The organism is Comamonas sp. w2-DMI, assembly GCF_040187735.1.
GTDB lineage: Bacteria > Pseudomonadota > Gammaproteobacteria > Burkholderiales > Burkholderiaceae_C > Comamonas > Comamonas terrae.
This window is the reverse complement of sequence record NZ_JBANEL010000006.1, coordinates 1-24514: the sequence shown is the minus strand read 5'-3', so window position 1 is coordinate 24514 and position 24514 is coordinate 1. Positions and strand designations below refer to the sequence as shown.

Genomic DNA, 24514 nt, shown 5'->3' with positions numbered 1-24514 from the left:
CGTGATGTTTGCACCAGATAATCCGTCCATGAAATTCCTGATCATCCTCGCCTTGCTGGCCATTCTTGCAAGCCTGGGCAGCGCGCTGTTCTTCATGATGCGCAAGGGCGGCGATCAGCGTGACGACCAGCAGCGCAGCCGGGCCATGCTCCGCTCGCTGGCCCTGCGCGTGGGGATTTCCATCGTGCTGTTCCTCTGCATCCTGGTGGCCGCCAAGCTCGGCTATCTGCATCCCACAGGCTGGAGCCCGCAGCAATAGGCCTGCCGGCAACGCTATCTCCTGCTACCAAAAACAAAGCACCTTGCGCCATCCAGTCAATGTCTTCAGGCCGATGAAGCACTGAAAGCATTGACCAGCAAGCGCAAGGCACTTCCATTTTTGCAGCAACCGGGCCGCCGCGAGCAACTCACATCCAATAGACCAGCACGTACAGGAACAGCCAGACCACGTCCACGAAGTGCCAGTACCAGGCCGCGCCTTCGAAACCGAAATGGTGCTTGTCCGTGAAGTCGCCGCGCATCAGGCGCAGGGTGATGAAAAACAGCATCAGCATGCCCACCAGCACGTGGAAGCCGTGAAAGCCCGTGAGCATGAAGAAGGTCGAACCGTAGACGCCCGAGGACAGCTTGAGGTTGTATTCGGTATAGAGGTGGTGGTACTCATAGCCCTGCACGCACAGGAAGACAAAGCCCAGCACCACCGTCACCCACATGAAGGCAATGCAGCGCGCACGGTGGTTGGCCTGCAGCGCATGGTGGGCAATGGTCAGCGTCACGCCGGAGGACAGCAGCAAGGCCGTGTTGATCGTGGGCAGCCAGAACGGGCCCACCGTCTTGAACGGCTCCACGATATCGGCCGGCGATGCCGTGGCACCCGCGCTCACGCTGGGCCAGACAGCCTGGAAATTGGGCCACAGCACCTCGTTGGCCAGACTGCCCAGCGCAGGCACGGAGTGCGCGCGCGCCCACCACAGGGCCGTGAAGAAGGCGCCGAAGAACATGACCTCCGAGAAGATGAACCAGCTCATGCTCCAGCGGTAGGACAGGTCGATCTTGTGGCTGTTGAGCCCGGCCTCGCTCTCGCGCGCCGCATCCCGGAACCAGACGAAGAGGACCGCCAGCCACCAGACCAGGCCTGCGAACAGGGAATACATGCCCCACTCGTAGCCATTGATCCAAGTGCCGGCACCCAGGATGACAAAGAACAGGCCAATCGCCGCCATGACGGGGTGACTGGATTCAGCGGGTACATAGTAATAAGGGGTTGCGCCCTGGGGGGATGCACTCATCGCTCAGCTCCTGAGACTGTAGATCGTTGTTATTCACCGCGGCCTGTTAAAGAACCGCACCCTTCACATTCAACTGCCCAAACCGATTCTCTTGCCGCATGCCCGCAGGCTAAACCACCAGTTGCACCAGCAATATCAACGCCAATACCAAGCCCACGATCGCCACCAGCCCCACGATGATCACGTGCAGCGGCGTGATGTGCGCAAAATCCTTTGCATATTCCGAGCCCTTGCGCACGCCCAGGATGGCCCAGGCCACGGCCAGCAGGGTGCGCAGCAGGCTCTGGCCGGGCGGCCTGGCCGGCTGCCTGCCTGCATCGTCCTCGGGTCCGGGCACCTGGCCGTTCATGATGCCTCCGCTTCAGCATTGCGCACCTGGGCCGTGCCCTGCGGCACGGCAGGCGTCTTGCCGCCGACTTCGAAAAACGTGTACGACAGGGTGATGGTCCTGACATCCTTGGACAGCCGCGGATCGATCACGAAGACCACAGGCCACTCGCGCTTTTCGCCGGGCTGGAGCGTGTACTGAGAAAAGCAGAAGCACTCGATCTTGTTGAAGAAGGCCGTCGCCTGGCGCGGTGCATAGCTGGGAATGGCCTGCGCCGACATGGTGCGATCCTGCACGTTCTGGAACTCGTACATCACCGTGGCCATTTCGCCCGGATGCACCTGGAGCGAATGCACAGCCGGCTTGAACTGCCAGGGGCCGCGCGCATTGGCGTCGAACTCCACGGTGATGGTGCGGCTGGTGTCGACCTGCGAGTTGCTGGGCAGCTTCACGTTGCGCCCAGCCGCGCCGGCGCCCGGCACCTCGCGCTCCGACAGCGACAGGATGTTGATGCCCGTTACCTCGCAGATGTGCTTGTAGATCGGTATCAGCACATAGCCAAACGCAAACATGCCCAGCGCCACCGACAGCAGCTTGCCGACCATTTTCGCGTTTTCCTTGTGCACGTTCACCGCCATCTCCTGACTGCATGGGCCGCCGGACACACGGTCCGGCTGCCGAATTCCAAGCTGCAGGCCCGGCATCCGGGACCGCAGCGCCTTTTGCGCATGCCCTGCTACATCCAGGCCATCTTGACCATGAAGCCCACCATGAAGGCCACGGCCGTGGATGCCAGGATCAGTGCCAGCCGCAGATTGGCCTTGCGCTGCTCGGGTGTCTGCATGTGCGCTTCTCCCGATCCTGCTCAGCCGATCACGCGCGTGGCGCTCTCGTCGAGCTTGGGCGGCGTGACATAGGTATGGAACGGCGCGGGCGAAGGCACTTCCCACTCCAGGCCCTCGGCGGCTTCCCAGGGTTTCTGCGGCGCCTTCTCGCCATGGCCGCGCATCGCGGGCCACACCACGAACAGGAAGAAGTACACCTGCATCAGGCCGAAGCCGAAGGCTCCGATCGAGGCAATCATGTTGAAATCGGCAAACTGCATGGGGTAGTCCGCATAGCGGCGCGGCATGCCGGCCAGCCCCAGGAAGTGCATCGGGAAGAAGGTGATGTTGAAGGTGATCAGCGAGCCCCAGAAGTGGATGCGGCCGCGCGTCTCGGAATACATCACGCCCATCCACTTGGGCGACCAGTAGTAGTAGCCCGCGAACATGGAAAACAGCGAGCCGGCCACCAGCACGTAGTGGAAGTGCGCCACCACGTAGTAGGTGTCCTGCAACTGGATGTCGATGGGCGCCATCGACAGGATCAGGCCCGTGAAGCCGCCCATGGTGAACACGAAGATGAATCCCACGGCGAACAGCATGGGTGTCTCGAAGGTCATGGAGCCGCGCCACATGGTGGCCGTCCAGTTGAACACCTTCACGGCCGTCGGCACCGAGATTAGCATGGTCGCGTACATGAAGAACAGCTGGCCCGTGACCGGCATGCCGGTGGTGAACATGTGGTGCGCCCACACGATGAACGACAGAATGGCAATCGCCGCCACCGCGTACACCATGGAGGTGTAGCCGAACAGCTTCTTGCGGCTGAAGGCCGGCACGATCTGGCTCACGATGCCGAAGGCCGGCAGGATCATGATGTAGACCTCGGGGTGGCCGAAGAACCAGAAGATGTGCTGGTACATCACCGGATCGCCGCCGCCTGCGGGGTTGAAGAAGCTGGTGCCGAAGTGGCGGTCGGTCAGCGTCATCGTGATGGCGCCGGCCAATACGGGCATCACCGCGATCAGCAGATAGGCCGTGATCAGCCAGGTCCAGGCGAACAGCGGCATCTTCATCAGCGTCATGCCGGGAGCACGCATGTTCAGAATGGTCACGATGATGTTGATCGCGCCCATGATGGAACTCGCGCCCATGATGTGCATCGCGAAGATGCTGGTATCCATCGAGGGGCCCATCTGCAGCGTCAGCGGCGCATACAGCGTCCAGCCGGCCGCAGGGGCGCCGCCGGGCATGAAGAACGAGCCCACCAGCATGATGCCCGCGGGAATCAGCAGCCAGAAGCTGAAGTTGTTCATGCGCGCGAACGCCATGTCGGAGGCGCCGATCTGCAGCGGCAGCATCCAGTTTGCAAAGCCCACGAAGGCCGGCATGATGGCGCCGAACACCATGATCAGCCCGTGCATGGTGGTCAGCTGGTTGAACAGCTCGGGGTTGACGATCTGCAGGCCGGGCTGGAACAGCTCGGCGCGGATCAGCATGGCCAGTATGCCTCCCACCATCAGCATGGTGAAGGAGAACAGCAGGTACATCGTGCCGATGTCCTTGTGATTGGTCGCGAACAGCCAGCGACGCCAGCCCGAGGGCGCCGCATGGTGATGGTCGTCATGCCCGTGCGCATGCCCATGATCCGCAGGCGTCTGGATGGGAGGATGTACGGCGCTCATATTCTTAACTCCAGTCGATCATCGGTTCCAGGCACTTATTGCGAAGCGGCAGCGCCGCCCCCTTCGGGGAACTTGCCGCCGCGCGCGGCAACGAACTGCGCGGGCTGGACGACCTGCCCTGTCTTGTTGCTCCAGTGATTCTTGGCAAAGGTCACCACGGCCGCCAGGTCGGTGTCGCTCAGCTGCTTCCACGAAGGCATGGCGCCATTGGCCCGGCCCTCGAGTACGGCATGCATCATCTCGGCAGGCGCGCCCTGCACGACAGCACTGCCGTCCAGCGGCTTGATCGGGCCGGCGCCCTTGCCGTTGGCCTGGTGGCAGGCCGCACAGTTGGCCGCATAGACCTTCTCGCCGCGGGCCACGAGGTCCTGCAGCGACCAGACCTTGTTGGGGTCGTCCTGCTTGGCCGCAGCCTTCTTCTTTTCACCGTCGACCCAGGCCGTGTAATCGGCTGCGGACAGCACCTTCACATGGATGGGCATGTAGGCATGCTCCTTGCCGCACAGCTCGGCGCACTGGCCGTAGTAGTCGCCGGCCTTCTCCGCCTTGAACCAGGTATCGCGCACAAAGCCCGGAATGGCGTCCTGCTTGATGCCGAAGGCCGGCACCATGAACGAGTGGATCACGTCGTTGGCCGTGGTGATCACGCGCACCTTCTTGTTCATCGGCACCACCAGCGGGTTGTCCACCTTGAGCAGGTAGTCGACGGGAGCATTTGCCACGTTGCCGCTGTCGGACAGGACGCGGTGGCTGCTGTCCAGCGTGGAGACGTAGCTCAGGCCCTCGCCCTCTCCGTTGAGATAGTCATAGCCCCATTTCCACTGGTATCCCGTAACCTTGATCGTGAGGTCGGCATTGGTCGTGTCCTTCTGCGCCACCAGCACCTTGGTGGCCGGCAGCGCCATCAGCACCACGATGATGAACGGCACCACGGTCCAGGCGATCTCCACCGTGACGGATTCGTGGAAATTGGCTGCCTGGGCGCCCTTGGATTTACGGTGCTTCCAGATGGCATAGAACATCACGCCAAAGACGCCCACAAAAATCACCGTGCAGATGATCAGCATCATCCAGTGCAGGAAATGCTGCTCCACGGCAATGCGCGTCACGGGGGGCGCCAGGTTGAGCTGATTGACCGCCGGCCCGCCAGGCAGATCCTGAACGGCATGAGCCAAGGATCCCGTCATCGCCAATGTCAAACCCCAGGGAATCAGCTTGGTGGAAATGTTTTTCATCGTTTTCACTTACCTCTAAGCCTCAGGTTGTCCACTCATTCACAGCCTTCTGCGCCCTCGCCGAACACAGGCGGCCGACTGCCGCAGCTGCAGGCTAGCGTGCAGCATGCCTTAAAGTTTGATAGCACTGTCTGCGCGCATTCACTAATACCTGCGGTCGCAACACCGGCAGCCGGGCACCAGGAGCGGTAGCGGCAACCGGCCTGAGCCGGCCTTTGCAAGTGCCAACTTCGCTTGCAGCGCAAGGCCCGGCAGCACCGCCCCTGCAGGCAGCAGGCGCATGCGACTCACGGAAAAAATGGGAGGGGAAAAACAGCTTCAACTGCAGCGACGGGAAAGTGGCGCCAAAGCGGCGGCCGCCATCCTGCCAACAGAAACTGGAAGCGCGCCAAGCAGCGCCTCGCCGCACGGAAGGCTTCTCTGACTTTCGGTAATGACCCAACACATGGCCCGGCGGCATCTGCACCCGCTGGCCAGTCTCCATGGCAAAGCGAAACACCCGACTTCTCTCCTTGCAGCCTGCCGGCTGGCGCTGTCTTTGCGGGCAGGAGAGACAGGCCCACAAGAAACGCTGTTATCTAGGAACCGAACGGAAATTGTAGGCAGCTTTGTGTTGAATCAATGACAGGAAAACGACGTTTGGGCTATCGCAAACCCGTGTTGCGCGGCTGGCGCAACATGGCCCGCATGTCCTGCAGCGACACCGAGCTGCTGGATTCCAGTCGCACCTTGGGCTGCGGCTTGTAGGCATGGCCATAGACGATCTCGAAGGTCAGCGCGAACTGCCCGTCGGCCTGCCTGTCGCTCCAGCGCTCGGCAATGGCCTGCTCCAGACTCTGTTTCCAGCCTCGCCCCCTCAGGCCGGCAAAGCGGTCCGGGTGCAGATTGCGGCCCAGCTCGCGCAGCTCTTTGAGCAGGCGCTCGGGCGTGGCAAAGGTCAGCGTGATGTGCTCCATGTCCATCACCGGCTCGGCAAAGCCCGCATGCACCAGCATGTCGCCCCAGTCGTGCATGTCGGTAAAGGCATGGCCGGCCGGCGCCCAGCCCAGTTCGGCATACAGGCGGTGCAGCTGGCGCACGGTGTCAGGCCCCAGGCAGGAGAACATGACATAGCCGTCCACCTTGAGCGTGCCGTGCCAGCGCTCGATCAGGGCCTGCGGGTCGGCTGCCATGTGCAGCTGCATGTTGGCCCACAGCATGTCCGCACTCGCCTGCCCGGGTTCGGCGATCTGCACGCCCGCGCTTTTCCAGCGCGCCGGCTGCCACCAGCGGTGGCCCAGTCTTTCCTCGGCAACATCCCGGTGCGAAGCCACGGTTTCGTAGACCGTACAGGAGGCCTGCGGATAGCGTTCGCGCAGCAGGGCATGGGCCTGCATGCCACCGCGCACCGGCTCCCAATGGCACCAGTGCTGCGGCGGCTTGACGATCCAATCGAGCCGCTCCTGCATGCGCCTGGCCACCTCTTCATGCAGCCACGGCGACTCCGCGGGCGCGGCAGCATGCCAGCGCTGGGCGGCAACAGGGTCGATCGTGGGAGGCAGTTGATGGGGCATGGCGAAGGGAAACAGGGGCGTGCACCAACGGCCACAGACGCGGCCGGCAGCTGGCACACCAAAGAGGAAGGCGATGCGGCGCGAGTATATTGATTCCATGCCCGACCTTCATGCGACATGGCTTTCACGGCGGAGCCGGACCTGGAATGCAGTGCTCGATGCCCTGCCCAGCCAGTGTGCCATCTGCAGGCGCTGGCCCGCGGCCCGCTTCTGCGCCGATTGCCTTGCCAAGTGGAGTCAGCCCGTCCCGCGGTGCAGTCTTTGCGCACGCCATCTGGAAGGAGGTGCGGCGGTCTGCGGCGCCTGCCTGAAGCAGCCACCCCGGCTGAAGCACTGCATTGCAGTGCTGGACTATGCCTATCCGTGGCAGAACGTGATTGCGCGCTACAAATTCCACGGCGACACCGGCCTGGCGCATGGTCTGGGCCGGCTCATGTCCAGCCACCCCCAGGTGGAACAGGTGTTGGACGGCAGCGATCTGCTGCTGCCTGTACCCACGTCGGACCAGCGCCTGCGCGAGCGCGGCTTTAACCATACGCTGCTGCTGGCCCGCGCCCTGCATCCACCCATTCCCGTCTGGCACCGGGCGGTGGAACGCCGGCACACACTGCAGTCCCAGCATGAGCTGGGCCGCGCCCAGCGCCTGCGCCATCTGCAGAAGGCCTTTGCCGTTGCTCCGGATTTCAGCAGCCGCATCCGAGGCCGGCACATTGCCTTGCTGGACGACGTCATGACCACGGGCGCCACGCTCGATGCGCTCGCAGGCTGCCTACTGCAGTCGGGCGCCGCCGGCGTCTCGGCGCTGGTGCTCTGCCGCACGCCCTGAAAAGGAGATGGCATCACGCCGCGCCAGTCTGGAACTTCCCGGCCGAGCCACGCCATGGCTCCCGCAACTGCACAATACCGGCCATGTTCCATATCGTTCTTGTCGCTCCCGAGATTCCGCCGAATACGGGCAATGTCATCCGCCTGGCGGCCAACACGGGCTGCAGCCTGCATTTGATTGAGCCCCTGGGCTTTTCCATGGAAGACCGGCATATGCGCCGCGCGGGCCTGGACTATCACGAATATGCCGCCGTGGCTCGCCATGCCAGCTGGGAGGCATTCCTGGCCAGCTGCCAGCCCCGGCGCGAGCGCATGTTCGCCATGACGACCCACAGCAGCAGCCCCGCACATGCCATCGCATTCCAGGACGGCGACTGGCTGGTGTTCGGTTCCGAAAGCAAGGGACTGCCGCAGGAAATCCGGGCCCAGTTTCCGGATGCGCAGCGCCTGCGGCTGCCCATGCGGGCCTCGCAACGCAGCCTCAATCTTTCCAACGCCGTGGCCGTGACGGTCTTCGAGGCCTGGCGCCAGCTCGGCTTTCCCGGCGCAGCGCTTGCAGAGCCGACTCCTGCGCCTTAGGCTTGTGGCCGGCCCGCAGGCCGATTGTTGCCGTTTCTGGAACGATAAGTTGCTGTTTCAGGGGTTTTTCCCCATATCGCTTCGTCCTAAATTACCGGTCATGGGCTCGCGCCATCCAGCGATATCCGCAAGGAACAACGAGCCCTGCGATAAAAGGAAGAACCATGAAAAACGCCAGCCGTTTTGCCATTGTTGCTGCTATTGCAATGTCCGCCGTTGCCGCCCAGGCCGCAGGCCTCGATTTCGCCGATGGCCACTACCCTCCCCAGGAGCAAAGCCACTCCACGCTGACACGCGCCCAGGTGCTGGCCGAACTCAAGGCCGCCCAGGCCAGCGGCGAATTCCGCGCCATCGAGGAAGGCTATCACTTCTCCCAGGCGCCCGGCACCCGGTCCACCGTTTCCCGCGAGCAGGTGCGCCAGGAAGCGGTTGCAGCCAACCAGGCCGGCCAACTGGACAACTTCGGCGGCTAAGCCCGTCCGCCTTCATCAGGCAGGAAAGCCCTAGGTTGCAAGACTCGGGGCTTTTTGAATGGATTCGTTCGCCAGGCGGCTCAGGCGGCAGCGCCGTAGTTGCGGGCCAGGGATTCGGCCACACATACGGGCTTGTCGCTGCCCTCGCGCTCCACTGTCACCAGCCAGGTCATCTGCAGGCCGTCGGGTTCCACGCGCTCGGCGGCCTGCAGCGTCATGCGGGCGCGCAAGCGGCTGCCGACGGGCACCGGCGAGGTAAAGCGCACGCGATTGAGGCCATAGTTCACGCCCATGCGCGAGCCCTCGATCGCAAAGCTGCGGGCAAATAACTGCGGCAGCAGCGAAAGCGTGAGAAAGCCGTGAGCGATGGGTGCGCCGAACGGCCCCTTGGCTGCGCGCTCGGGATCGGTGTGAATCCATTGCTGATCGCCGGTGGCATCTGCAAACAGCTGGACCTGCGCCTGCGTGATGGTGATCCAGTCGCTGACCGCGACTTCCTGCCCGATGCAGGACAGCACTTCTGAGTAGGAATGGAAGGTTTTCATGCCCCCCAATGTAGGGGCGCCTGCGCGCCGGCTTTGTCTGCCATGCGACAACACGATCCCTATACCCACAACCCGCGCATCGCTTGCGGGCCATGAAGGCACGACTCAACTCAAGGACATCGAGCAAGGGCCGCCCCGCAGCGAAGATGTCGCCTCCCTCATGGGAAAGCGGCGGCGCCGCTCAGGGGAAATCAAGACGACGCGGCGCGCTGCACGAAGAACAGGCCGGAGCCGACGGCCATCAGCAGGCTGCCGAAGACGCGGTTCTGGTTGCGCATGGCGCGTGCGCTGCGCATGAGGCCGCGCAAGGCGCTGGCGCCCGCCGCATAGCCGTGCATGACGGTCGTGTCCACGGCCAGCATGGTGACGGCCAGAATGGCCAACTGGGGCGCCAGCGGGCGGCTGCTGGTCATGAACTGCGGCAGCACGGCCACCATGAAGATGATGCCCTTGGGATTGGTGGCATTGGTCAGGAAACCCGTGAGCACGCGCCGCCTGAAGCTGATCTCGGGAACCACTTCCTGGGCGATCAGGGACGAGCCGCCGGCCCGCCACTGGCTGATGCCCAGATAGATGAGGTAGCAGGCGCCCGCGATCTTGACGGCATTGAAGGCCCATTCCGAAGCCATGAGCAGCGAGCCTACGCCCGCGCCGGCAATCAGCAGGATCAGCAGCAGTCCCAGCTGCAACCCCAAGATCGTGGCGCTGGTCTTGCGCACGCCATAGGACAGCCCATGGCTCATGGAGAGCACGGCCCCCGAACCCGGGGACACCGCAATGATCCAGGAAGCCACAAAAAACGCGAGCCACGTATGCCAATCCATGAAAAGCCCCAAAATGCCTGCAAAGCCGAGGACGACATCTTAGAAGTTGTCCGGCATTGCTGCATGCGCCCGAGCGACAGACCCATCGGCAGCAGGCTTTGAACGGCCGCTTTTTCATATTCCGCAAGGCCGGCGGCCATTGCAGGGTGCCACAATTGTCGGCAACTCAGGGTTAACACCGAATTCCATGGAACACAGCGCGCCCATCTGGCTCACATACGGCTTCATCTATCTCACCGCCGCCGTACTGGCCGTGCCCCTGGCCCGCGCACTTGGCCTGGGCGCCATCATCGGCTACCTGGGGGCCGGTATTGCCATGGGACCGTGGGGCCTGCGGATGGTGAGCAATGTGGAGGACATTCTGCACTTCGCCGAATTCGGCGTGGTGCTCATGCTGTTCGTGATCGGGCTGGAGCTGCAGCCCAAGCGCCTGTGGGAGCTGCGCCGGCCCATCTTCGGCTGGGGCATGGCCCAGATGCTGGCCTGCACCGGCATTCTGTTCGCCGCTGCCTGGGGCTTCGGTTTTTCCTGGCGCGTCAGCCTGATTGCCGGCCTGGGGCTGGCCCTGTCCTCGACGGCCGTCTGCCTGCAGATCATGTCCGAGCGCAACCTGCTGCGCACGCCCAGCGGCCAGGCGGCCTTCTCCATTTTGCTGTTCCAGGACGTGGCGGCCATTCCCATCCTGGCGCTGATTCCCATCCTGGGTGCCTACAAGGCCGCCCACGCCGCTCATGCCGACAGCCATATCTGGCTGCAGGTGGCCAAGACCGTGGGCACGATCGCGGCCGTCATCATCGGCGGCCGCCTGCTGCTGCAGCCGCTGCTGCGCTGGATCGCGCGCAGCAGGACGCCGGAGATCTTCACCGCCACTTCGCTGCTGCTGGTGGTCGGCATCGCGATGCTGATGACACAGGTCGGCCTGTCCATGGCCCTGGGTGCTTTTCTGGCCGGCGTGCTGCTGGCCGACAGCGAGTACCGCAGCGAGCTGGAAACCAATATCGAGCCGTTCAAGGGGCTGTTGCTGGGCCTGTTCTTCATGGCCGTGGGCATGAGCATCGATTTCGGCGTCATCCTGCAAAGCCCCTGGGTCATGGCAGCCATGGTGCTGGGCTTCGTGGCGCTCAAGGCCGTCATGATCTACGGGCTGGCCAGGGTCATGAAGCTGCCCTGGCGCGAGCGGCCGGTCTTCACGCTCATGCTGGCCCAGGGCGGCGAATTCGCCTTTGTCGTGTTCCAGACGGCTGCGCAATACAAGGTCTTCCGCCACAACGTATCGTCCATGCTGGTGGCCGCCGTGGCCCTGTCCATGCTGCTGGGCCCGCTGCTGCTGGTGGCGCTGGACAGGCTGCTGCTGCGCCGCTTCGCGGCCATCAAGGATTGCGACGACCTGCCCCGGGCCGAGGAAATCTCGGAGCCGCAGGAATCCCCCATCATCATTGCCGGCTTCGGCCGCTACGGGCAGATCGTGGCCCGCGTGCTGCTTTCCCAGGGCATGACACCCACCATCCTCGACCACAGCGTGGAAATGCTGGAGGTGGCCCGCACCTTCGGCTACCGCGTGTTCTACGGCGATGCCACGCGCATGGACCTGCTGCGCATCGCCGGCGCCGCGCAGGCCCGGGTGCTGGTGATCGCCGTAGACTCGCCCGAGCAGTCCATGAAGATCGCGACCCAGGCGCGCAAGCATTTTCCCGACCTCCAGATCGTGGCGCGCGCACGGGACCTCAACCACTGGTTCCGGCTGCGCGACCTGAAGGTCCAGCACGCCGAGCGCGAGGTCTTCGAATCCAGCCTGGTTTCCGCGCAATCCGTGCTGGAGCTGGTCGGCGAAAGCCCCGAAGAGGCGCAGCGCATCACGGCACGCTTCAGGCAGCACAACCATGAGCTGGCCGAGCGCATGTACCCGCACTACAAGGACCAGACCCAGCTCATCGCCGTGGCCAAGCAGGGCCGCCAGCAGCTGGTGGAGCAGATGGCCAACGAGCGCGCCCAAGCACTGGCCGAACGGCGGCAAGACCACAGTCCCTCGCAGGCCGGGCAGCCGTGATACGCTGCCGCCCATCATGTTCAACCCCAGCCAAGCCGATGTCCGGCGATTTTTTTGCAGCGTACGCGCCAAGATGCTCAGCAACGCGCCGATGGAGGCCATAGAAACGCTGGCCAGCCTGTGGATTGCCGAGCATCCCGAATACTTTGACGACCTGTCCGACGTGGACGCAGCCCTGGTGCGCAACTACGATGCCGAGCCCGGCCGCACCAACCCGTTCCTGCACCTGTCCATGCACCTGTCGATCAGCGAGCAGTGCAGCATCGACCAGCCGCGCGGCATACGCCAGGCCGTGGAATTGCTGAGCAAGCGCCTGGACTCGCTGCACGATGCCCACCATGCCGCCATGGAAAGCCTGGGCCAGATGCTGTGGGACAGCCAGCGCTCGGGCCGTCCGCCCGACGGCGATACCTATGTGGCCAGCGTGCAGCGCCGCGCCACCAGCGATGGCAGCCATGTGCGCCGCAATCCGGCCGCCTGAACGCAGGTCGCCCAGGCCGGCGCCAGCAAAAAACAAAGCCTGCATTGATGCAGGCTTTTTTCATGGGCGGCGACGATGGCTCATTTCTGGCCGAATTTGAAATGCGGCTGCACCACGGTCTGCATGTCGCCATCCAGGCTGCCGATGTAGCGCGACAGCTGGCGCAGCTCGTCGTTGCTGAACTGCTTGGCGATGCCGCCCATGATGCCGTTGCTGCGTCCGATCAGGGGATTGTTCTGGGTCTTGTAGGACTGCAGGGCCGCATAGACATAGTCCGCATACTGGCCGGCGACCTTGGGGTAGCTGGGGTCGATGGGCTTGGCAAAGCCTTCGCCGTGGCAGGAGAAGCAGGCACCCTTTTGCAGCAACGGAGCCACGCTGGCATTGGCCTGCACGGCCTTGACCTGCCTGGCATCGCCAATGCCGTGTCCCGCGTAATACGCAGCGACGTCGGCCATGTCCTGGTCGCTCAGCGAGTCGGCAATGCCGCGCATGGTGGGGTGCTTGCGCTCGCCCTTCTTGTAGGCCTGCAGGGCCGAGACGATATAGGCCGCGCTCTGGCCGCCTATCTTGGGAACTTTGTATACCTCGGGGAAACTGGCCTGATAACCCTGGATGCCATGGCAGCCAATGCACATGGCGATTTTTCCCTCACCTGCCTTCGCGTCGCCAGCCGCTTGCTGGGCATGTGCCATACCGGTCACTGACGCGACAGCTACTGCCAATACCGTGGTCCAAGTTTTTATCATTTTGCGCGCACAATCCTTCAAGAGTTCAGACGGGTGCTCAAATGCCTTGCTGCAGTGCAAACGGATTATGGCAGCCCGTGCCCGGCACGCTTATCAATACTTACGCTGATACCGCCCATGAAGTTTCAAGGTTCCGACAATTACGTGGCCACGCAGGATCTGATGCTGGCCGTCAATGCCGCAGCAACCCTGCAGCGCCCCCTGCTCGTCAAGGGCGAGCCCGGCACCGGCAAGACCATGCTGGCCGAGGAAGTGGCCGCGGCGCTGGACATGCCGCTGCTGCAGTGGCACATCAAGTCCACCACCAAGGCCCAGCAGGGCCTGTACGAGTACGACGCCGTGAGCAGGCTGCGCGATTCGCAGCTCGGCGACGAGCGCGTGAAGGACATCCACAACTACATCGTCAAGGGCGTGCTGTGGCAGGCCTTCACGGCGGACCGGCCCGTGGCGCTGCTGATCGACGAGATCGACAAGGCCGACATCGAATTTCCCAACGATCTGCTGCGCGAGATCGACCGCATGGAGTTCTACTGCTACGAGACGCGCGAGATGGTGCGCGCCAAGCACCGGCCGCTGGTGTTCATCACCTCGAACAACGAGAAGGAACTGCCCGACGCCTTTCTGCGCCGCTGCTTTTTCCACTACATCAAGTTCCCCGATGCGGACACCATGCGCCAGATCGTGAACGTGCACTTCCCCAGGCTGCAGGGCGAGCTGCTGTCGGCGGCCATGAAGGTGTTCTACGACGTGCGCAACCTGCCGGGCCTGAAGAAGAAGCCCTCGACCAGCGAACTGCTCGACTGGCTCAAGCTCCTGATGGCCGAGGACGTGCCGGCCGCGTCGCTGCAGACCGAGGACGGCAAGGTCGCCGTTCCGCCGCTGGTGGGCGCGCTGCTCAAGAACGAGCAGGACATGAGCCTGTTCGAGAAGCTGGTCTTCATGAACCAGAGGAATAGGTGACATCCCCCTGTATCGCTCCGCTCCTTCCCCCTTCTCTCACTTCGCTGCGCTGCGTGGGAAGGGGAACGACGCCGGCGCGGCGAGGCGGCTCTTGCGCGGCGTCTGCTGACCCGAGCCATGCTTGTTTTATGCGCCATGGATAACTGATATGAGCTTTGTTGAACCTGTCACGCTGCGCGACCGGGGCGTGCGCCTGGAGCCCCTGGCGCTGGAGCATGAAGCCGGCCTGGCCGCCGCCGCGGCCGACGGCGAGCTGTGGAAGATCCGCGTCACCTCGGTGCCCGAGCCGCACGAGACGCGCTCCTATATCGAGGCGGCCCTGCTGGGCCGCGAGCAGGGCCACCGCTTCGCCTTTGCCGTGCTCGACGACGAGAGCGGCAAGGTGCTGGGCACCACCAGCTACCACGATATCCTGCCCGCCGTGCGCCGCGTGGAGATCGGCTACACCTGGTACGCCAGGAGCGTGCAGCGCACGCATGTGAACACCTCGGCCAAGCTGCTGCTGCTGGCCCATGCCTTCGGCACGCTGGGCTGCCATGTGGTGGGCTGGCGCACGGACAACTTCAACTTCGCGAGCCAGCGCGCCATCGAGCGCCTGGGCGCGAAAAAGGATGGCGTGATCCGCGGCCACGCGCTGCGCCGCGACGGCACGATCCGCGATACCGTGATGTACAGCATGCGCAGCGGCGAGTGGCCCGAGGCACGCGCCCAGCTGCTCTATCTTCTGGAGCAGCATGCGCCCGCCACATAAGCGCTGGAGGCATATCCGATGCTGATCGACTTCTTCTACACCTTGCGCGCGGCCAAGCTGCCGGTTTCGGTCAAGGAATTCCTGACCCTGCTCGAGGCGCTGCAGGCCGGCGTGGTCGGCCCCAAGGGCGACAACCTGAGCCTGGACGATTTCTATCACCTGGGCCGCACCGTCCTGGTCAAGGACGAGAAGCACTACGACAAGTACGACCGCGCCTTCGCCGCCTATTTCAAGGGCGTGGAGATGCTGACCGACCTGACCAAGGAAATCCCCCAGGACTGGCTGCGCAAGCTGCTCGAGCGCGAACTCAGCCCCGAGGAGAAGGCGGCCATCGAGGCCATGGGCTGGGACGAACTCATGGAGACGCTCAAGAAGCGCCTGGAAGAGCAGAAGGAGCGCCACGAAGGCGGCAGCAAGTGGATAGGCACGGGCGGTACCAGCCCGTTCGGCCACGGCGGCTACAACCCGGCAGGCATACGCATCGGCGGGCCGGGCCGCAACAAGAGCGCCGTCAAGGTCTGGGAACAGCGCGCCTACCGCGACTACGACGACTCGCAGGAACTGGGCACGCGCAACATCAAGGTGGCGCTGCGGCGCCTGCGCAAGTTCGCGCGCCAGGGCGGCGAGCTGGAGCTGGACCTGCCCGACACCATCCGCTCCACGGCCGCCAATGCCGGCTATCTGGACATCAAGATGATTCCGGAGCGCCACAACAACGTGAAGGTGCTGCTGCTCATGGACGTGGGCGGCACCATGGACGAGCACGTGCAGCGCGTGGAGGAACTGTTCTCGGCCGTCAAGAGCGAGTTCAAGCACCTGGAGTTCTACTACTTCCACAACTGCGTCTATGACTTCATGTGGAAGAACAACCGCCGCCGCTTTGCCGAGAAGTTTCCGACCTGGGACATCATCCGCAAGTACAACAAGGACTACAAGCTGATCTTCGTGGGCGACGCGACCATGAGCCCCTACGAGATCCTGCAGCCCGGCGGCAGCGTCGAATACATGAACGAGGAGCCGGGTGCGGAATGGCTGCAGCGCCTCACGCACGCCTTTCCCAAGTTCGCCTGGATCAACCCCGAACCCCAGGGCGTGTGGCAGTACCGCCAGAGCATCAGCATCATCGACCAGCTCATGGGCGGGCGCATGTACCCGCTGTCACTCAAAGGCCTGGAGGACGCCATGCGCATGCTGTCAAAATAGGGGCATGCACAAGACTTTGCCTACGAAGACGCCGACCTTGCGGTCGGCGTTTCTCTTTCCGCTAGGAGTAGCCCTGTTGCTGAGCGGCTGCAGCCTTCTTCCTTCCAAGGACAAAGGGGGCGATCCGTCAATTGCCGCCGCCGGCGGCGATCCGGCGTTTTCGCTGGAAGTCGATGCCCCCAAGGAAGTGCGCGAACTGCTGGAAAAGCATCTGGAACTGCGCCGCTACCGCTACCAGCCCGATCTGCAGCGCCGCGAGCTCACGCGCCTGCTCGGCGCCACCGATGCCAATGTGCGCGACCTCATCGGCACGCTGGGCTACTTCAGCCCCACCGTGACCGTGGAGCTGAGCGAGACGCCCGACGAAGATGCGCCGCGCAAGGTGGTGGTCAAGGTGGACCCCGGCCCGGCCACGGTCATCGCCCAGTCCGAAGTGCGCTTTGCCGGCACCAATGCCGAGGACGAGCTGGGCACTTCGCAGCGCCTGCAGATACAGGACAACTGGCCGCTCAAGCCCGGCGAGAAGTTCTCGCAGGCCGCCTGGAGCGGCGCCAAGAGCGGCGGCCTCAAGGTGCTGCAAAAGCGGCGCTATCCGCTGGCGCGCATAGACACCAGCCTGGCCGATGTGGACGCGGATACCCACCAGGCCCGGGTCAGCGTGAGCTACGAACCCGGCCCCGCCTATACCTTCGGCCCGCTGAAGATCGAGGGCGCCGAGCGCTATGACCCCGTGGGCACGGCGCGCATCGCGCGGCTGCCCGAGGGCCGGGAATACGACTTGCAGGCCATGCTGGATGCCCAGCAGCGGCTGGTCAGCAGCGGCTATTACGACTCGGTGTTCCTGACGCTGGCCGATGCGCCGCAGCAGGCCGAAAGCGAAGCCGGCAACGAGGCCCGGCGCGATGCCCAGGGCACGGCCGTCACCTCGCCCGTGATCGCCAAGGTGCGCGAAGCCAAGCTGCAGAAATGGGTGTTCGGCATCGGCGCCAGCACCGACACCGGTCCGCGCCTGTCGGTGGACCATGTCTACAACAAGGTGCCGGGCCTGGGCTGGCGCGCGGTCAGCAAGCTGCAGCTGGACCGCAAGAACCCGCTGCTGTCCACCCAGCTCACGGGCCTGCCCGGCGAGGACCTGTGGCGCTGGTTTGCCGGCGCCAAGATCGAGCGCGCGCCCACGGGTGACTTCTACACCAACAGCGTGCAGATGCGCGCCGGCCGCGCCAAGGCCGAGGACCGCATCGAGCGCAACTACTACCTGCAGTACGACTACGCCAAGACCCAGGGCGACGGCGCCCCGCCCGGCGCCTCCTCGCTGCTGGCCAACTATGGCTGGACGGCCCGCTACTTCGACAACAATCTCTCGCCCACCTCGGGCTTCGGCTTTGCCTTCGAGGCCGGCGCCGGCACCACGCTCACGCCCCAGCGCTCGCCGTTCGGGCGGCTGACGGCGCGCTGGCTGGGCATCATTCCCATGGGTGAACGCGACGAGATCACCCGCCGCCGCAGCCGCCTGGCGCTGCGCGCCTCGGGCGGCGCCATCCTGGCCAAGAGCGGCATCGACCTGCCGATGACGCTGATGTTCCTCACCGGCGGCGACAACACCGTGCGCGGCTACGGTTACCAGACGATCGGCGCGCGCACCGACAACGGCCGCGTCATCGGTGGCCGATACTTGGCCACGGGCAGTGCCGAGTGGCAGCGCCCCATCACCATCAAGGGCAACACGCAGGATTTCGAGCACGCCGTGTTCGTCGACGCGGGCACCGTGGGTGATGACATCAACCATATGTACATGCGCGTCGGCGTGGGTACCGGCATCCGCTGGAAAAGCCCCGTCGGCCCGATACAGGCAGATATCGCCTGGGGTGCGCAAGAGCATCAGCTGCGCTTGCACCTGCGCCTCGGCTTCACATTTTGAACATGGCGGATTCCGACTCCAGCCGCGCGGCCCCCCTGCCTGACGCGGCTCCCTCTTCCAGCGGTGCCAAGGCGCCACCGCCCGGGCGCCGGCGCCGCTGGCTGCGCACCGCTGCCTGGCTGATCACGGCACTGGTCGCCCTGCTCGTGCTGCTGCTGGGCAGCCTGTGGTGGTGGTCCGGGCGCGACGATTCGCTCAACCAGACGCTGCAGCGTGTCGCACGCTGGCTGCCCGAGGGGCAGAGCCTGGTGGCCCGGGAAGTGACGGGTTCGCTGCGCACGGGCGGGCGCATAGGCTGGCTGCAATGGCAGAACCAGACCACCAAGGTCGAGGTCCGGGACGCGCAGATCGGCTGGCAGCTGCGCCCGCTGCTGTCGCGCGCGCTCCAGCTCGGCGAGGTGCATGTGGCGGAGGTGCGGATCGCCAGTACGCCCGACCCCGAGAAAACGCCCGCCGAGCCGCTGCAGGGCCTGACGCTGCCCGTCAAGATCGACCTGCCGTTCGCCGTGGACCGCATCGTCTGGCAGGGCTCGCCCGAGGCCGTGGCCGAAGACCTCAAGGGCCACTACCGGTACGACGGCAGCGAGCACGCGCTGCAGGTATCCAGCCTGCGCTTTGCCGACGGCAGCTATCAGGCCCAGCTCAAGCTGCAGGGCGCCGCGCCCATGCAGCTCGACGCCCAGGTGCAGGGCGACCTGCGCGTGCCCAGCCCCATGCCAACGCCCGAAGCCAGGGCCGGCGAGGCTGCGGATGGCGGTGCGCCTGCCGCGCCCATGATCGCCGTGCAGGCCAGCGCCCGGGCCCGGGGCACGCTGGCCACCGCAGCCGCGCGGCTCGAGGTCGCGGCCCATGCCAGCGCCACCGCCACGCATCCAAAAGAGGAGCAGGCAGCGCCTGCCAGCTCTAAAGATTCCAGCAAAATCAATTCAAAAACCGATCAGACAAAGCGCAAGCAGCTAGAAAAAAAGAAGCAGGATGCCGCCGACCTCGCCCCCATGCAGGCCGATGTGCAGGCCAGCGTGATGCCCTGGGCCGAGCAGCCCCTGCTCTCGGCCAAAGCCGTGCTGCAGAACCTGGACGTGGCCGCCTTCTGGCCCCAGGGGCCGCGCACGCTGCTGAACGGCGAACTGCTGGCCGGCCCCGACGGGACAGCGCAGAATCAGGCGGCGCCAGGCGCATGGAAGCTTGCCGCCCGGTTCGACAACAGCCGCCCCGCGCCCTGGGACAGGCAGGGCCTGCCGCTGCAGGCGCTTTCCGCCCAGGTGCACTATGACGGCCGGCAGTGGCGAGTGCCCGAAGCCCTGCTGCTGATCGGCAAGGGCAGCATCCGCCTGCAGGGTGACTACACGCCGGCTTCGCAGCTGTTCGAGGGCCGGGCGCAGGTCGCGCAGCTCAACCCCGCCGACCTCTACAGCACGCTGGATGCCGCACCGCTGCAGGGCGAGATCAGCGCCAGGACCGAACAGGCGCAGCACCCCGCACAAGAGGCCGAGGATGCCCCTGCACCATCGCCCAGGGTCGTCTTTGCCGCCGACCTGCATGCCATGGCGGGCGACCGCGGCTCCAAACCCGGCCTGCGCATCCAGACCCTGGCCGCCAAGGGCCAGTGGCAGCAGCCCCTGCTGCAGCTGAGCCAGCTGCAGCTGCAGGCGCTGCAGGTCAGCGTGAACGCCAGCCGGCTCGAGTTCGACACCGAAAGCCGCCATGCCCGAGCCAACATCAAGGCCGAACTGCCGGGCGCCCATCTGCAGCTGGACGGCCAGATCGGTCCCCAGTCCGGCCAGGGCCAGGCCAGGGTCCATCTCACGGCGCTTTCGTCGCTGGTGCAATGGCTGGGCCAGCTGCCCGGCATGGAGCGCCCGCTGGCCGGAGCCCGGGCCGACGGCAGCGCCCAGCTGCAGCTGGACTGGCGCGGCGGCTGGGGGGCGCTGCTGCAGCGCCTCGACGCCCCACCCGGCACGCCCCTTCCGGCCAGCGGCCTGCAGCTCAACGCCGGCCTGCAGGCGCAGAAACTGCGTTACCAGGGTGCAGGCCAGAGCGCCGATCAGGCGCTGGTCATTCCCAGCCTGCAGCTCGATCTGGCCGGCAGCCCCGAAAACGCAAAGCTCAGCCTGAACGCGCAGGCCCGGCAGGCGGACTTCAGCGCGCAGCTGGAAACCGCCCTGCAAGGCGGCCTGGCCCGTGCCGGCGCGCCGCTGGACTGGCAGGCCAGCCTTGAAAGGCTGCAGGCCCGCATCCAGCCTGGCAAGGACCGGTCCGGCCAGGCAAGGCCCGGCCCCTGGCTGGTGCAGCTGCAGCCCGGCGCTCCGGTACAGGTGGCGCAGCGCACGTCCTATGCCAAGGGCCAGCCCGTGCTGAGCACGCGCTACCAGCTCTCGGCCGGCCGGCTGCAGATCACGCCGCCCGATCCGGGCATGCGCCGCCCCCAGGCCGAGCCGCTGGCCCCGGCACAGATCGCCTGGGACGAAAGCAGCGCCGTCCAGGCCGGCAACGGCCAGTGGTCGCTGCGCAGCACGGGCCGCGCCCAGGGCATTGCACTGGCCTGGGTGGATGCCTTCAGCCTGGGCGACGACGAGCCGCCGCTGGCCGCTGCCGGCCTGAGCGGGGATCTGAGCTTCAACGGCCAGTGGGACCTGGATACCATGGGCCCGGCGCTCAAGGCCCAGCTCGTGGTTGAACGCGCCGCCGGCGACCTGCGGCTGGCCGTGGACGACGGCTCCGGCACGACGGTGGTACAGACCACCGGCCCCACCGCCGACAAGCCCGGGCGTACGCGCACCCGCACCATCAGCGGCACCGGCATGCGCGCGCGCATCCAGCAGGCGCGCCTGACCGTGCAGGCCAGCGGCAGCGATGTCACCGCCCGCATGCTGTGGGAAAGCGAGCGCGCGGGCTCCATGACCGGCGAGCTGCGCACGCGCCTGGCGCAGCAGAATGGCAGCTGGGCCTGGCCCGAAAAGGCGCCGCTGCAGGGCCGCGTGACGGCCAGGATGCCCGATATCGGCCTCTGGGCGCTGTTCGCACCGCCGGGCTGGCGCGTCAAGGGCACGCTGGCCGCCGACGCCACCATCAGCGGCGACCGGCAGACGCCGCACTGGCAGGGCAATCTGCAGGCCGACGACCTGAGCATCACCTCGGTGCTCGACGGTGTGGACCTGCGGGACGGCATGCTGCGCGCCAGGCTGCAGGGCACGCGCCTGGACATCACCGAGCTGCGCCTCAGGGGCGGCAAGGGCAGCAGCGCACGCATCCTGGGCTACAGCGGCAATCTCACCAATGCGCCCGCGGATGGCGGCGAATTCACCGGCTCCGGCTACGCACAGTGGACGCCGCCCGGCGAGAGCGGCGAATCGGGCCTGAGCATGAACCTGCAGGCACAGGCGAAAAAGCTGCAGGTGCTGGTGCGCGCCGACCGCCAGGTCAGCGTCTCGGGCAGCCTGCAGGCGCGGCTGGAGCAGGGCCAGTTCGTGCTGCGCGGCGACCTGGGCGTGGACCGGGCCGCCATCATCCTGCCCGAGGAATCCGCCCCTTCGCTGGACAAGGACGTGGTCGTGCACACGGCCGCCTCGCGCAAGGCCGAGGAGGCCGCGCGCAAGAAGCAGGAGCGCGAGGCCCGCAAGGACCAGGCCCGCGCCACGCCGCGCAAGCTGCCCGATATCCAGGTCAGGCTCGACCTGGGCCGCGACTTCGCGCTGCAGGGCTACGGCATCACGACACGGCTGCGCGGCCAGCTCGAAGTCCAGGGCGCCAGCTATGCCGGCGGACCGCCGCGCGTGACCGGCGAGATCCGCACCGAGCAGGGCCGCTACCGCGCCTGGGGACAATCGCTGGATGTGGAGTCGGGCCTGATCCGCTTCAACGGCCCCTACGACAATCCCTCGCTGGACATCCTGGCCATACGCCCCAACATCGCCGTGCGCGCGGGCGTGCAGGTGCTGGGCACGGCCAGCGCGCCCCGCGTGCTGCTGTATTCGGACCCCGACCTGCCCGACGCGGAAAAGCTCTCCTGGGTGGTCATGGGCCGCGATCCGGCAGCCGGCGGCGCCGAAAGCGCCATGCTGCAGCAGGCGGCCCTGGCGCTGCTGGCCGGCGGCCACAGCGGCAGCGGCAAGATCGCGGGCAGCCTGGGCCTGGACGAGGTCGGCTTCAAGGGCCCGGGTGCGGGCGAGGACGCCTCGGGCGCCGCGCTGACGCTGGGCAAGCGGCTGTCCAACAAGCTCTACGTGACCTACGAGCAAAGCCTTTCGGGCGCCATGGGCACCATCTACATCTTCTACGACCTCTCGCGCCGGCTCACGCTGCGTGCCCAGACGGGCGTGACCAGCGCGCTGGACCTGGTCTACACCATGCGCAAGGATTGAGGCCTTGCACCGGCACCGGCCGCCCGATACCCCCGGGCGCTGCCGGGCCGGCGCAGCGCGAGCCGTTCATGCCCCGCCAACGCAGTTAGAATCGGGGGCTGCTCCTCGTAGTTCAATGGATAGAACGAGCGCCTCCTAAGCGCTAGATACAGGTTCGATTCCTGTCGAGGGGACCATCTTCTAGTCCGTTAGCTTCCAAAGGCTTCCGGACTTTTTTATTTCCCCTCTGAAAACGGCCTTTTTCTTTCCACGGAAGTCCATCAGAGTCCAATAGCATCCATGCATATGCGGGGGTACATTTGGGGGTACGACAACGAAATCTGGGGGTACATTTCATTTGTACCCCCAAGGCGCTCTGCAGGATGTACCCCCAAGGGCCCGGGCCAGATACTCCCCACAGGCCAGGTTCACTTAACCCCCTCCGGTTGCCACCTCTACGCTTGCGACCGCACAACTCTGCTGATTCGTAGAGTTCAGATCTTCAGTTAACCCCCTTAGGCAACCCGCTGAACAGTCCGACAACGCGGCTCGAATTACCCGCATCCGAGCCATGTGGGAAGGACCCGTGGCCGGTAGTACAACACAACCCCCTATAGAAGGCCGCAGAACAGCGGGCACATGCGGCTCGGGGCATCCGCGTCATAGAGAAATGTTTTCGGGCATGGTCTGAAAGGCCGTGATCACAGCCATGCACGCCTGTATCGGCTCCAGAAGGCAGCCCGAACACTGTCTTCTCTGGTGCCATGCCTGCCTCACCGCCGACCGTTGCGGCGCACAGAAGGCCTTGCCCAGCCCCCTCCGGGGCCACCGCTCAAACGGCATTCGCTCGGCCAAAACTCGTGGAACAGGTGCGGCAACTGCATGCACTCACGCAACTTTCTTCGGGGTATGACTCTTTTTTAGTGGGAACGTGGGAACAAACGCGAAAAACTCTTGTAAGCCTTTGAATTTATTCAATAAAAGTGTTCCCACTCGCAGTGGGAACGGCCAAATTCGTAGTGGGAACGTGGGAACAGATTGCAGCTCAGGGCACACATGCAACCGTACTTCCTTCGGGGTATGACTCTTTTTTTGTGGGAACGCGGGAACAAACTGGAAAAAATCTTGCAAGCCTATGAATTCATTGAATAAAAGTGTTCCCACTCGCAGTGGGAACAGCCAAATTCGCAGTGGGAACGTGGGAACAGATTCACCTCGGCTGCTCAGGCATAGCCCCAGACTGCAATTAGCTGCGAGGCCGCTGAATACCTTGTTGCTCTTTCAGCTTCTGCCGCTGCTGTGCACTGGAGGCTTCAAGCCATTTAAGGCCAGCTTTGGTCTTGAATCCGTACCAGACCAATGGACGCTTCCACATTGCGACCTGTAGCTTGGTTTGCTGGTACAGAAAATCTTGAAATAAGAAGTTCAGCTTTTTGAACTCGTTCTCCATGTGCAAGCAATCATCCTCCAAGAGCTTAAGAACCGGAGGACTCAACTCTCTAGACTGCGCCTGCCCAGAATCCAGGTAGTGATTGACCCGAAGCACAGCTGCTCGGGCAATGTATTGCGATGCCTGACGAGGAATACTGCTGTCCTTCGCATCCAAGGTACGCAAGCGCTCCAGGAGGTCAGTCACTAGTACCGGGTCGTTGATTTCCTGCTTAGGCAAATCCGCTAGTTGCCGCGCCCGCTCGTTCAGAATCTGAGCATCACGTAGCAGCAACATTGTGGCTTGTGACAGGTAGATATTGCTCTCAAGCTCCATCAACCTGGTTCGACGATTTTGAGCAGCGTGCTGCATCCAGGTGAATCGACCAGGGTTTTGTAGATAGTTCAAAGCCTCCTATTTCCGTTCCAATAGGAGTCCTTATGAGCAGTCAACGTTACCCCGAAGAGTTCAGGGTT

22 protein-coding genes and 1 tRNA gene are annotated in these 24514 nt (G+C 64.7%); 12 read left to right on the top strand and 11 right to left on the bottom strand.

What is annotated here, in order from left to right; genetic code table 11:
• The first annotated feature begins 28 nt into the window (after positions 1–28).
• Positions 29–259, top strand: a complete 231-nt coding sequence (locus V8Z74_RS08175) for a twin transmembrane helix small protein (RefSeq protein ID WP_349708831.1) — start codon at positions 29–31, stop codon at positions 257–259.
• A gap of 148 nt (positions 260–407) precedes the next feature.
• Here the strand turns inward: V8Z74_RS08175 and V8Z74_RS08170 are convergent, their stop codons facing one another.
• The 7 genes from V8Z74_RS08170 to V8Z74_RS08140 all read right to left on the bottom strand — a co-directional run bounded on the left by V8Z74_RS08170 (position 408) and on the right by V8Z74_RS08140 (position 6914).
• Entirely contained in the window at positions 408–1289 is an 882-nt protein-coding gene (locus V8Z74_RS08170) for a cytochrome c oxidase subunit 3 (RefSeq protein ID WP_066477698.1), read from the bottom strand.
• Positions 1290–1398: 109 nt separating this feature from the next.
• Positions 1399–1638 carry a DUF2970 domain-containing protein gene (locus tag V8Z74_RS08165; protein ID WP_349708830.1) on the bottom strand — a complete coding sequence of 80 codons (240 nt, stop codon included), beginning with the start codon at positions 1636–1638 and terminating at the stop codon, positions 1399–1401.
• Positions 1635–2249: a cytochrome c oxidase assembly protein gene (locus tag V8Z74_RS08160; protein WP_349708974.1), complete on the bottom strand. Its 615-nt coding sequence runs from the start codon at positions 2247–2249 to the stop codon at positions 1635–1637. The genes V8Z74_RS08165 and V8Z74_RS08160 overlap by 4 nt, the downstream gene beginning before the upstream one ends.
• A gap of 104 nt (positions 2250–2353) precedes the next feature.
• Positions 2354–2461 (bottom strand): cytochrome oxidase small assembly protein, encoded by a 108-nt coding sequence (locus tag V8Z74_RS08155; RefSeq protein WP_217997578.1) that lies wholly within the window; start codon positions 2459–2461, stop codon positions 2354–2356.
• Between the two features lie 21 nt (positions 2462–2482).
• A complete protein-coding gene (ctaD, locus tag V8Z74_RS08150) occupies positions 2483–4126 on the bottom strand; it encodes a cytochrome c oxidase subunit I (protein ID WP_066477693.1) in 1644 nt (547 codons plus the stop codon).
• Between the two features lie 35 nt (positions 4127–4161).
• Entirely contained in the window at positions 4162–5361 is a 1200-nt protein-coding gene (gene coxB / locus V8Z74_RS08145; RefSeq protein ID WP_349708829.1) for a cytochrome c oxidase subunit II, read from the bottom strand.
• Between the two features lie 644 nt (positions 5362–6005).
• Positions 6006–6914, bottom strand: coding sequence for a class I SAM-dependent methyltransferase (locus tag V8Z74_RS08140; protein ID WP_349708972.1), 909 nt, complete (start codon positions 6912–6914; stop codon positions 6006–6008).
• A gap of 343 nt (positions 6915–7257) precedes the next feature.
• On the opposite strand from V8Z74_RS08140, the gene V8Z74_RS08135 reads away from it, so the two are divergent.
• From V8Z74_RS08135 to V8Z74_RS08125, 3 genes are all read left to right on the top strand, one after another.
• Complete coding sequence (locus V8Z74_RS08135; RefSeq protein ID WP_349708828.1) at positions 7258–7740, top strand: ComF family protein; 483 nt, start codon at positions 7258–7260, stop codon at positions 7738–7740.
• Between the two features lie 83 nt (positions 7741–7823).
• Positions 7824–8318 (top strand): tRNA (uridine(34)/cytosine(34)/5-carboxymethylaminomethyluridine(34)-2'-O)-methyltransferase TrmL, encoded by a 495-nt coding sequence (gene trmL, locus V8Z74_RS08130; RefSeq protein ID WP_066477682.1) that lies wholly within the window; start codon positions 7824–7826, stop codon positions 8316–8318.
• 164 nt (positions 8319–8482) lie between these two features.
• On the top strand, positions 8483–8791 hold the full coding sequence (locus tag V8Z74_RS08125) for a DUF4148 domain-containing protein (protein WP_066477679.1): 309 nt from the start codon (positions 8483–8485) through the stop codon (positions 8789–8791).
• Positions 8792–8871: 80 nt separating this feature from the next.
• On the opposite strand, the gene V8Z74_RS08120 is transcribed toward V8Z74_RS08125, so the two are convergent.
• Together V8Z74_RS08120 and V8Z74_RS08115 are read right to left on the bottom strand one after the other, a co-directional pair.
• Complete coding sequence (locus V8Z74_RS08120; RefSeq protein ID WP_349708827.1) at positions 8872–9336, bottom strand: MaoC family dehydratase; 465 nt, start codon at positions 9334–9336, stop codon at positions 8872–8874.
• A 191-nt stretch (positions 9337–9527) separates the two neighbouring features.
• The gene (locus V8Z74_RS08115; RefSeq protein WP_066477671.1) at positions 9528–10160 is read right to left on the bottom strand and encodes a LysE family transporter; all 633 of its coding nucleotides are present in this window, start codon (positions 10158–10160) and stop codon (positions 9528–9530) included.
• A 187-nt stretch (positions 10161–10347) separates the two neighbouring features.
• Here V8Z74_RS08115 and kefC point away from each other — a divergent pair, with 187 nt between their 5' ends.
• Both kefC and V8Z74_RS08105 read left to right on the top strand, forming a co-directional pair.
• Positions 10348–12207: a glutathione-regulated potassium-efflux system protein KefC gene (kefC, locus tag V8Z74_RS08110; protein WP_349708826.1), complete on the top strand. Its 1860-nt coding sequence runs from the start codon at positions 10348–10350 to the stop codon at positions 12205–12207.
• Positions 12208–12223: 16 nt separating this feature from the next.
• A complete protein-coding gene (locus V8Z74_RS08105) occupies positions 12224–12688 on the top strand; it encodes a DUF1841 family protein (protein ID WP_349708825.1) in 465 nt (154 codons plus the stop codon).
• Between the two features lie 80 nt (positions 12689–12768).
• Here V8Z74_RS08105 and V8Z74_RS08100 read toward each other — a convergent pair whose 3' ends face one another.
• Positions 12769–13437: a c-type cytochrome gene (locus V8Z74_RS08100; RefSeq protein ID WP_066477659.1), complete on the bottom strand. Its 669-nt coding sequence runs from the start codon at positions 13435–13437 to the stop codon at positions 12769–12771.
• Positions 13438–13554: 117 nt separating this feature from the next.
• Here V8Z74_RS08100 and V8Z74_RS08095 point away from each other — a divergent pair, with 117 nt between their 5' ends.
• The 6 genes from V8Z74_RS08095 to V8Z74_RS08070 all read left to right on the top strand — a co-directional run bounded on the left by V8Z74_RS08095 (position 13555) and on the right by V8Z74_RS08070 (position 22806).
• Entirely contained in the window at positions 13555–14397 is an 843-nt protein-coding gene (locus V8Z74_RS08095) for an AAA family ATPase (protein ID WP_066477657.1), read from the top strand.
• A gap of 148 nt (positions 14398–14545) precedes the next feature.
• Entirely contained in the window at positions 14546–15148 is a 603-nt protein-coding gene (locus tag V8Z74_RS08090; RefSeq protein WP_349708824.1) for a GNAT family N-acetyltransferase, read from the top strand.
• Between the two features lie 18 nt (positions 15149–15166).
• Entirely contained in the window at positions 15167–16351 is a 1185-nt protein-coding gene (locus V8Z74_RS08085) for a vWA domain-containing protein (RefSeq protein ID WP_349708823.1), read from the top strand.
• A 4-nt stretch (positions 16352–16355) separates the two neighbouring features.
• The gene (locus V8Z74_RS08080) at positions 16356–18269 is read left to right on the top strand and encodes an autotransporter assembly complex protein TamA (RefSeq protein WP_502879484.1); all 1914 of its coding nucleotides are present in this window, start codon (positions 16356–16358) and stop codon (positions 18267–18269) included.
• Positions 18270–18271: 2 nt separating this feature from the next.
• A complete protein-coding gene (locus V8Z74_RS08075; RefSeq protein WP_349708821.1) occupies positions 18272–22630 on the top strand; it encodes a translocation/assembly module TamB domain-containing protein in 4359 nt (1452 codons plus the stop codon).
• Between the two features lie 101 nt (positions 22631–22731).
• Positions 22732–22806: transfer RNA gene (locus tag V8Z74_RS08070), tRNA-Arg, on the top strand.
• 1049 nt (positions 22807–23855) lie between these two features.
• Here V8Z74_RS08070 and V8Z74_RS08065 read toward each other — a convergent pair.
• Positions 23856–24446 carry a hypothetical protein gene (locus tag V8Z74_RS08065; RefSeq protein WP_349708820.1) on the bottom strand — a complete coding sequence of 197 codons (591 nt, stop codon included), beginning with the start codon at positions 24444–24446 and terminating at the stop codon, positions 23856–23858.
• Positions 24447–24514 lie beyond the last annotated feature (68 nt).

Bases quoted from the DNA above. Each gene is read 5' to 3' on its own strand.
- V8Z74_RS08170 (WP_066477698.1), bottom strand. From the start codon at position 1,289: ATGAGTGCATCCCCCCAGGGCGCAACCCCTTATTACTATGTACCCGCT.
- V8Z74_RS08075 (WP_349708821.1), top strand. From the start codon at position 18,272: ATGGCGGATTCCGACTCCAGCCGCGCGGCCCCCCTGCCTGACGCGGCT.
- V8Z74_RS08120 (WP_349708827.1), bottom strand. From the start codon at position 9,336: ATGAAAACCTTCCATTCCTACTCAGAAGTGCTGTCCTGCATCGGGCAG.
- coxB (WP_349708829.1), bottom strand. From the start codon at position 5,361: ATGAAAAACATTTCCACCAAGCTGATTCCCTGGGGTTTGACATTGGCG.
- V8Z74_RS08155 (WP_217997578.1), bottom strand. From the start codon at position 2,461: ATGCAGACACCCGAGCAGCGCAAGGCCAATCTGCGGCTGGCACTGATC.
- V8Z74_RS08100 (WP_066477659.1), bottom strand. From the start codon at position 13,437: ATGATAAAAACTTGGACCACGGTATTGGCAGTAGCTGTCGCGTCAGTG.
- ctaD (WP_066477693.1), bottom strand. From the start codon at position 4,126: ATGAGCGCCGTACATCCTCCCATCCAGACGCCTGCGGATCATGGGCAT.
- V8Z74_RS08125 (WP_066477679.1), top strand. From the start codon at position 8,483: ATGAAAAACGCCAGCCGTTTTGCCATTGTTGCTGCTATTGCAATGTCC.
- V8Z74_RS08080 (WP_502879484.1), top strand. From the start codon at position 16,356: ATGCACAAGACTTTGCCTACGAAGACGCCGACCTTGCGGTCGGCGTTT.
- V8Z74_RS08085 (WP_349708823.1), top strand. From the start codon at position 15,167: ATGCTGATCGACTTCTTCTACACCTTGCGCGCGGCCAAGCTGCCGGTT.
- V8Z74_RS08175 (WP_349708831.1), top strand. From the start codon at position 29: ATGAAATTCCTGATCATCCTCGCCTTGCTGGCCATTCTTGCAAGCCTG.
- V8Z74_RS08095 (WP_066477657.1), top strand. From the start codon at position 13,555: ATGAAGTTTCAAGGTTCCGACAATTACGTGGCCACGCAGGATCTGATG.
- V8Z74_RS08165 (WP_349708830.1), bottom strand. From the start codon at position 1,638: ATGAACGGCCAGGTGCCCGGACCCGAGGACGATGCAGGCAGGCAGCCG.
- V8Z74_RS08090 (WP_349708824.1), top strand. From the start codon at position 14,546: ATGAGCTTTGTTGAACCTGTCACGCTGCGCGACCGGGGCGTGCGCCTG.
- trmL (WP_066477682.1), top strand. From the start codon at position 7,824: ATGTTCCATATCGTTCTTGTCGCTCCCGAGATTCCGCCGAATACGGGC.
- V8Z74_RS08140 (WP_349708972.1), bottom strand. From the start codon at position 6,914: ATGCCCCATCAACTGCCTCCCACGATCGACCCTGTTGCCGCCCAGCGC.
- kefC (WP_349708826.1), top strand. From the start codon at position 10,348: ATGGAACACAGCGCGCCCATCTGGCTCACATACGGCTTCATCTATCTC.
- V8Z74_RS08105 (WP_349708825.1), top strand. From the start codon at position 12,224: ATGTTCAACCCCAGCCAAGCCGATGTCCGGCGATTTTTTTGCAGCGTA.
- V8Z74_RS08115 (WP_066477671.1), bottom strand. From the start codon at position 10,160: ATGGATTGGCATACGTGGCTCGCGTTTTTTGTGGCTTCCTGGATCATT.